This is a genomic window from Frankia sp. AiPa1 (genome assembly GCF_023243075.1).
Lineage (GTDB): Bacteria > Actinomycetota > Actinomycetes > Frankiales > Frankiaceae > Frankia.
Map to the genome: position 1 here is coordinate 1 of NZ_JALKFZ020000057.1, position 8,136 is coordinate 8,136.

The following is an 8,136-nucleotide window of genomic DNA, read 5'->3' on the forward strand; positions in this document are numbered from 1 at the left end:
GCGCCGGGCCGCCCGCCGCGGGAGTCGGTCGGCGAGGCGGCGCCGCCGACGGCGGGCACGGCGCCACCGGCCCGGCGGGCCCGCCGCCGGTGGTACCAGGGGCGGATCGTGAGCAGCCCGAGCAGCCAGACACCGACCGTCATCAGCAGGTACAGGCACCAGTAGTGGGTCAGCGCCAGGCAGCCGGCGGCCAGGGCCAGCCCGATCACCGATCGGGCTGACGGAGCCCGGAGCACCCGCTCGAGGGCGAGACCGCCGAGCGCCGTCAGCAGGACGATCAGGCTGTACATGCGGGTCTCGGTGCCGAAGTACAGCGCGAACGGCGAGGTCAGGTAGAGAACGACGGCGACCTTCGCGCCGCGGCTGCCGATCACCCGCTGCCCGAGCAGATACAGTGGCCAGGCAGCCAGGATGTTGATCACTGCGGACAGGGATCGCACGGCGAGGTTGCTCTCACCGGCGACGGCGATCCAGCCGTGCAGCAGCAGGTAGTACAGCGGCGGGGAACCGTCCTGGATCAGGCCGTCCCACATCGTGGTGCCCGAGCCGGACAGCGGCAGACGGGCAATCGCCACACTCTGCGCCTCGTCCAGCCAGAGTGCCTGGGTGGCGGTGAACCGCACGATCACCGAGGCGGCGACGAGCACGCCCACCACGACGGCGAACGCCCGTCCCGCGCGGTCGGGTGTGCTCTCGGCCTGGTCGACCGGCTCGGGCTTGTGCTCCGCCGGCCGCACCGCGACGTCGGTCACGGCAGTCCCTTTCCGTCCACGTGGTCCGCGGTGCGGCAGGTCAGCCGGGCCGGGCCTGGTTGGCCGGCGGGGCAGGCCCGCACCCGGGGTGCTGGTCTCGTGCGGCGGCCCCTGCGCCGGCGGGTCCGGGCGGGCGCGGGGGTCAGGCCGCGGGTCTGCTGCGCGTGCCACGGGTGTGGCCTCGCGTAGCGTGCGGCGATCGAGGGATCACCGCACGGCGGGGGCCGCACTCGAAGCGCGGGGCGGGAGCCCACCCGAACCCTGCGGTGGGGACCACACCCGAAACACATATTCAGGAGCACCTGCCTCGAGGTGAACTCCTCGCGGTGAACTCCTCGAGGCATAGTCTGGCGGTCTGCGCGCCCGCTGGCATGCCGGGCCCGCGCCCGCCGGGCGGCGGACTGTCGCCGCCGCGCATCGAGGCCATCCTCGAGACCGTCGCCCCGCGATCGGCGGCGGGCCGCCGAGACCATCAGCGCGGTCAGCGCGGCCAGCCACCGCCGTCACTGCTTGGCGGAGACCTCCTCGTGGTAGTCCTCCTCGACGTTGACCTCCCACACGTCGTGGTGGGTGCCGTCGACGATGTTCTCGACGGTGAGCATGGCGGTCAGCATCGAATGGTCCTGGTTGTTGTACCGGTGCATGCCGTTACGCCCAACAGGGTGCACGTTCGGCGTGTTCTCGGCCAGCCAGGCCCGGATGACATCCACGTTCTGCTTGTACTGCATGTCATAGTACGGGTAGGCCTTGGGCATCCGTACGACATACCCGGTCTCGACCTGCTGGGCCCGGATCAGCCCGAGTTCGACGAGCTCCCGGGTCGCGAGCTTGACGAGGTCCTCGTCCGAGCTGTTCCACGTCTCGTCGCCCTCGAAGACGAAATACTCCAGACCCAGACAGGTCCGGCCGTCCTTGACCAGGAACGGCGACCAGGACGCGAAGTTCTGGATGCGGCCGACCTTCACCGCGGGCGAATGGATGTAGATCCAGTTGTCCGGGAATCCGGCGGACGCCGGCACGACCAGCGCCACGGTGAGGAAGTCGCGGTACTTCAGCGCGTTCGCCGCGGCCAGCACGGGCGCGGGCGCGGGCGGGTCCATCACCCGCACCAGCGACGAGAACGACATCGACGAGATGATCTGGTCGGCGGAGTAGTGGTACTCGCTGCCAAGGTCGGTGCGGGACGACTCGGGTGCGCCCGCCCCCGGCCCGTAGCCGCCGGTCACCAACGTGGTGACCCCCGTGGCCCGGCCGTTCTCGTGGTGGATCTTACGGACCTTCTCCTCGAAGACGATCCGCCCGCCCTGCTTGACGATCTTGTCGGTGGCGGTCTCCCACATCATGCCAGGCCCGAATTTCGGGTACTGGAACTCCTCGATGAGGGAGGTGATGTCCTTCTGGTTCTTCTTCGGCAGCACCGCGTTGACGATGGCGTTGAACATCGACAGGCTCTTGATGCGCTGCGCGGCCCAGTCCGAGGGCATCTCGGCGACCGGAACGCCCCAGAGCTTCTCCGTGTAGGTCTTGAAGAAGGTGCGGTACAGCCGCCAGCCGAACCGGGCGACCAGCCAGTTCTCGTAGTTGCTCTGGTCCTTCGGCGGGCGCACCCGGGAAGCGGCATAGGAGGCGATGCAGCGCGCCGCTTCGACCACACCGAGATTACCCAGGGCGTTCGTCGCCTTCAGCGGGTAGTCGAAGAACTTGCCGTCGTAGAAGATGCGGCTCGACCGGGGCCGCAGCAGGAAGTCCTCGTCCGGGAGGATCTCGTGCCAGAGCTTCTCGACCTCGGGAACCTTGGTGAAGAAACGGTGGCCGCCGATGTCGAAACGCCAGCCGTCGCGCTGCGCGGTACGACTGATGCCGCCGACGACCGAGTCACCCTCGATAATCGTCACGGGCACGTCCCGTTTCACCAGCTCCCAGCCGGCGGTCAGGCCGGCCGGCCCGGCCCCGATGACGACTACCTCTGGCTTTTCGGTCACTGTGCCGGACCTCTCCTCAACACACCTGCATGGTCACTCCCGTGATCGGTGCCGTCGCACCGATGCGTGGGGGCGCCGGACCCTTGGGCCGGCCACGGGGTGAGTCTCGCACGTGTACGGCTGTGATCCATCCGCACCCCCTCGCCCTCTCGACCCGTCCCATCGTGGTACGCGGACGGGCTGCCCGCCCCCGGCGCAGTCCTCCAGGTCGGATACACCCGACGCTCTGGCATGGTGCGCACATGACGTCGGCGCTGTCACGAGACGAACGCGAACCGGCCGTCCCGCCCACCGCCGCTGCCCTGCCCGGGGTACTGCCCGCGGCTCTGCCCGGGGTACTGGTCGGCTGGTGCGCGCTGGCCTGGGGGATCGCGGCGAAGGACGGCCGCTATGGCGCCTGGGCGATGGCCGCCATCCTGATCGGCACCGCCGCCACCACCGTCGCCGTGGTCGCGATGGCCCGAGCCAGGCCGACCCGGGCCGCGGGCCTGCCGGCCTCGACCCCTCGGGCCTTGGGTTCGCCGGCCCCGACTCCGCGGGCCTTGGGTTCGCCGGCCTTGGGTTCGCCGGCCCCGACTCCGCGAGCCTCGGGTTCGCCGGCCTTGAGTTCCATCGGGGCGCGGGTCGGCTGGGCGCTGGTCGTGGCGACGGTGAGCCTCGGGCCGATCGTGCGTCACCCGCGCTACTACGCGGGCGGTACCCTCGCCCCGGTCGCCGACGTCCTCGCGATTCTCGCCGGACTGCTGGCCGCCGCGACGATCCTGCTGACGCCGAGTCCCCGCCTCGGTGCCTTCGGAGCCCGTGGTGCCCGGCTGCGCGCGTGCGCCGCGTCGTCCGCGCCCTTCTGGGTGGTGCTCGGCCTGGCCTGCGCCGCCGGTGTCGCGACGATCCACGCCGCGCCGCGGCCGCGTATCGATGTCTGGTACCTGTCGCAGGTCTCCGCGTCCGGCCTGGTGCACGGCGCGGACCTGTACCGCCAGCAGTGGGCGCCCGACCGGGCCTCCTACGGCGTCGACGGCCTGTTCGACGTCTACCCCTACCTGCCGTGGACGACGGTGCTGCTCGCCCCGGCGCGGCTGCTGCTCGGTGACGTCCGCTACGGACTGATCGCCGCCCTCGCCACCGCGGCCGTCTGCGCCCGCCGGCTGGGACGCCCGGCCCGCGCGGCCCTGCCCGCCGGCGCGAGCCTGCCCGCCGGGCTGGTCGCAGCGCTCCCGCTGCTGGTCGTGATCTTCCCCGAGTCGATGTACGCACTTCAGCAGTCGTGGACGGAACCGCTGCTGGTCGCGTGCCTGGCCGTGCTGGTGCTGGCCGGGCGCGGCGGGCACGGCCGGGTGGCGGTCGTCGCGTTCGCGCTGGCGCTGGCGACCAAGCAGCATGTGGCGCTGCTGCTGCCGCTGGCCGCGGCCTGGCCGGCGTTCGGCCTGCGGCGCACCGCGGTGAGCGCGGCAACGGCCCTCGCGCTCGTCGCGCCCTGGGTGATCGCCGGCCCGCGGGACTTCGCCGATGACGCCGTGTGGACCAACCTGCACTACAAGGTGCTCGGGCACTCGTTGTCCGTGCCGGGCTGGGCCTCCCACTTCGGTGTCACGCTCGGATTCGCACCAGCGCTGGTCGTGCTGGCCATGGCCTACCTGCTGGCCTGGCGGGCCCGCGGCGAGGCGGCCGGCCTCACGCTGGGCGGCGCACTCGTCCTGCTCGCCGCGGACCTCATGAACAAGCAGACCTTCTTCAACCACTACACCCTGCCGATGGGCCTGCTGGTCCTCACCGCCGTCCTGCTCGCCGCCGACGGTGGCGCACCGACGGGCGCCGCGCCGGGAGAACCTGGTCGCTGACCGGCGGTGCTCGGGCCGGCTGCCGCCGCGGTCCTGCGCGGTCTGATCACGTGCGCGTCCCCGTCGTCGGTACGACCCGACGTGTGGGGCGACCTCCTTCCCCGGTGGCCGCCCGGGTCAGCCCCAGTCCTCGCCGGCAGCCATGGCCGCGGTCGGAACCCCGCCGGTCACCACGACACTCCGGTCCGCCTGGCCGAGACGCGCGCCGGTGACCGTGGCGGCGCCGGTCGGTCGGCCGGTGGTGCGGACATGCCTGCTCCACATGTTCGTCATCGCACTGCATTCCCTTCATGTCGAGTTCCCGGTCATGGACGGGCCGGTGTGGCGGCGTCCGGCCTGGAATTGCGAGCCGGGCATCCCGGTGGAATACGAGGTTGTCCTCACCCCGGCGGAACGGGCTGCCGTCGCCCGAACAGGAGATGCGGCGTGATCAAGTCGGTTGTCATCGTCGGCGGCGAAACCACCGGTGGATGAGTGCCACCCATCTCAGGGCGGCGTTCGGCGATCGGATCGATGTCACTCGGGTCGAATCTGAACGGGTGTCGATGATCGGTGTGCGGGAGGTGACCTCCAGCGCCGTCCGGCATTTCTTCGACGATTTGCTCGTCCGTGACGTTCGAGAAGAGGAAAGATACGTTGTGTCCAACGACCGCGTCACCACGCAGTCCCGTCCACCCCGGGCGAGGCCCCGGGCCGGTGTGGGGGGCCTGCTGACGCTCCCGTTCCGCGGTGAGACCTGGCGGCATCTGCTGTACGCCCTGCTGGTGCCGCTGTTCGCCGGCCTGCTGCTGGTCCTGCAGTACGTGATGAAGGCCGCCTACGACAGCGGGCACGCGGGGGTGGGGCCGCTGGTGCTGCTCGGGGCGCTCGTGTTCGCCGCGGCGGCCGGCCCCGCCTTCGAGCGCATGCGGCTGCGGATCTTCTTCGACGAGCGCCTGGAGCGGCGTCGCAGCGGCCGCGTGTCCGGTGCCCTGGTCTTCCTGCTCGTCAACATCGTCCTGACGACCCTGTCCTTCGCGGCGGTGGTCGGCTGGGCGATCGTGTCCGCCCGTAACCTGACCTACCCGATCTGGGGCTGGGCGCCCTACCCCGATCCCGCGTGGGGCGGGCCGAGCCCGGTGGGCGCGGTGACCCTGCACTTCCTGGCCGGTGTCGTGGCGTTCTTCGCGCTCCCCTGGGTGACCGTGTGGATCACCGAGCGGCAGCGTGCCGCCGTACGCCGGTTCGCTGCCGAACCCTCCTGACCGCGCCTCGTCGCATCCAGGCCACGACCGACTTCCCGCCGCAACCGACCTGCGGCACGCCTGATCGCCGGTCAGGCCACCCGGGCCCGGGCCACGGCTTCGGGGCTCGGAACGCAGACACAGCAGCAGGACGAAGTCGGGCCGGTTGCTGAACGCCCGCGACTGAACCGCCCCGGGTCCAGAGCGGGACAAGTCCACCGGAAACCCATGGGGGAGAGCGAACCTCGGCACTCGCGTGTGCGCGAACGCATCGGAAGGAGAGGGAGCTCAGCGCAGGGTGGAGAAGCGCTCCAGGGAGGCGCCCTCATAGAGGTCGCGCTGGTAGACCTGGATCTGGCGGTCACGCATCGTGGCGAGCTGGTCGGAGACGACCGCGCACGCGCCCTCGAGAAACCGGTAGCCGTCGGCGCGCACGAGCAGCACCGCATGGTCGGGGCCGGCGAGGCGGTTGACCTCGGCGGCGAACGTGGTGCCGTTGGCGCGGCGCATCCGGTCGGGATAGTCGACCCAGTCGACCAGGGCCGGGCCGGAGGCGTCCGCGTAGACGATCTCCCGTACGGTCAGCGGGCCGTGGCGGACCAGCGCCCGGTGCACCGCCGGGCCGAGCTGGTCGGGGCAGTAGGCGACCACGTCCCCGGGGCGGGCCAGGGCCAGGATCTGCCCGGCGATCTCCCCGGCCTGGGTGCGTTCGGTCCGGGCCAGCTGCCAGCCGCCCACCAGGCCGCTGAACACGGCGAGCGCCAGTACGATCGCCCGTACCCGCGTCCCGGGCAGCACCGCGATGCCGAGTGCGGCCAGCAGCAGGCAGGCGGGCAGGGCGATGCCGGTGTAACGCTCGGCGTACGCGCTGCCGCCGAACATGTTCACGAAGTAGGCCAGCACCAGCGGCAGCAGCCAGATCGCCGCGAGATAGCGACCCGGTACCCGTCCGGTGACCTGCACCGCGAGTTCCCGGCCGCCGGCGGGGCGGGCGGTGAGCCCGATGAGCGCCCCGCCGAGCAGCACCACCCCGAGCAGCGCCCCGGTGGACTGCGGCCCGGCCCAGTCGAACACCGTGTCCAGCAGCACCTGGGCCTGCACCTTCGGCGCCCACGGAGTGCCGGTGTGCAGCATCTGGAACGCGAACGACGGCATCCACGGCGCGAACGGCACCGCCGAGGCGGCCATCGCCGCGAACGCCCGCAGCGTCACCCGCCGGTAGTACGGCCGCCGGCGGGCCTGCAGCAGCAGGAACGCCGCCACCGTGAAGATCAGCAGGAACGTCCAGTAGTGCGTGTAGACCAGTGCGGTCGTCGTCAGCGTCAACAGGGCGAGCCGCGGCCAGGCGGACCGTTCCAACGCCCGCACCGCGGTGAATCCGAACACGAGCACCAGCAGCACGACCAGCGAGTACATCCGGGTCTCGCTGCCGTAGCGGATCGCGTACGGGGAGCAGGCGAACAGCAGGAGCGTCGCCGTCGCCACCCAGGTCGGGGCGTTCGGCCCGGCGTTGCCGGCGCTGGACGCGAACCGCCCGACCCGCCGCCCGGCGAGCCACGCCATCGGAAGCGTGAGCAGCGACAACACGCCGGACAGCGCCCGCACGGCCACGTCACCGTCGCCGAACACGCTGATCCACATGTGCAGCAGCAGGTAGTACAAGGGCGGTGAGCCGTCATGACGCAACGCGTGCAACAACCCGGGGACGGGACGGGACGCGATCGCGACGGTGAGGGACTCGTCCAGCCACAGATGGCTCGGGGTCGCGAACCGCAGCACCGCGCCGAGCGCGACCGCGATCCCGACGCCGACCATCAGGATGGTGCGCGCGTTCTCGCGGGCCAGCGTCCGCCCGGCGCTCACGGCCCGCTGGGAGATACCCACCGGACCCTGCCGCGCCGCCGTGCCCGAGCCGGCCGGGCCGGCCGGGCCCGCTGGGGACTCGGACGGCACGTCCGGCGGGTGCGCGTCGGCGGGCGGCCTGCCACCCGCGGCCGGCCGGGTGTGACCAGGCGTGCGGGGTTCGGGCAGGACGGCCGGTCCGAGGCCAACCTCGCCGCTGTCCGCCGCGTCTGCATCCACGATGGGGACGCTACCCATCAACTCGCCGCACGATCTTGCCTCCCGTCCCGGGACCCGCCGCGCGCCGGGGGAGTACGCGCCGGCTGTGGCGACGTCGGCCTCGTCGCCCACACCCTCAGCTTGTCATCCGCCGGTCACCGTGCGGCCACCGGGCCGTCTCCGTCCGCCCACGCCGACCCACCTTGACGTCCTCCCCCGCCTGAAGGCGGGGGATTCCAACTCCTACACGCCCACCAAGGGAGGTGCGCAGTGTTGAGGT

Annotated in this window: 6 protein-coding genes; 2 read left to right on the forward strand and 4 right to left on the reverse strand. The window is 71.8% G+C overall.

What is annotated here, in order from left to right:
• Both MXD95_RS06900 and MXD95_RS06905 read right to left on the reverse strand, forming a co-directional pair.
• On the reverse strand, positions 1–752 hold a 752-nt coding region (locus MXD95_RS06900), incomplete at its 3' end, for a glycosyltransferase family 39 protein (RefSeq protein ID WP_250639709.1).
• A gap of 503 nt (positions 753–1,255) precedes the next feature.
• Positions 1,256–2,734, reverse strand: coding sequence for an NAD(P)/FAD-dependent oxidoreductase (locus MXD95_RS06905; protein WP_250639710.1), 1,479 nt, complete (start codon positions 2,732–2,734; stop codon positions 1,256–1,258).
• A gap of 242 nt (positions 2,735–2,976) precedes the next feature.
• Here MXD95_RS06905 and MXD95_RS06910 point away from each other — a divergent pair, with 242 nt between their 5' ends.
• Complete coding sequence (locus MXD95_RS06910) at positions 2,977–4,572, forward strand: glycosyltransferase (protein ID WP_250639711.1); 1,596 nt, start codon at positions 2,977–2,979, stop codon at positions 4,570–4,572.
• A 117-nt stretch (positions 4,573–4,689) separates the two neighbouring features.
• Here the strand turns inward: MXD95_RS06910 and MXD95_RS06915 are convergent, their stop codons facing one another.
• A complete protein-coding gene (locus MXD95_RS06915; RefSeq protein WP_250639712.1) occupies positions 4,690–4,845 on the reverse strand; it encodes a hypothetical protein in 156 nt (51 codons plus the stop codon).
• Positions 4,846–5,042: 197 nt separating this feature from the next.
• On the opposite strand from MXD95_RS06915, the gene MXD95_RS06920 reads away from it, so the two are divergent.
• Positions 5,043–5,816 (forward strand): sensor domain-containing protein, encoded by a 774-nt coding sequence (locus MXD95_RS06920; protein ID WP_250639713.1) that lies wholly within the window; start codon positions 5,043–5,045, stop codon positions 5,814–5,816.
• Between the two features lie 267 nt (positions 5,817–6,083).
• Here the strand turns inward: MXD95_RS06920 and MXD95_RS06925 are convergent, their stop codons facing one another.
• The gene (locus tag MXD95_RS06925; protein ID WP_250639714.1) at positions 6,084–7,895 is read right to left on the reverse strand and encodes a glycosyltransferase family 39 protein; all 1,812 of its coding nucleotides are present in this window, start codon (positions 7,893–7,895) and stop codon (positions 6,084–6,086) included.
• Positions 7,896–8,136 lie beyond the last annotated feature (241 nt).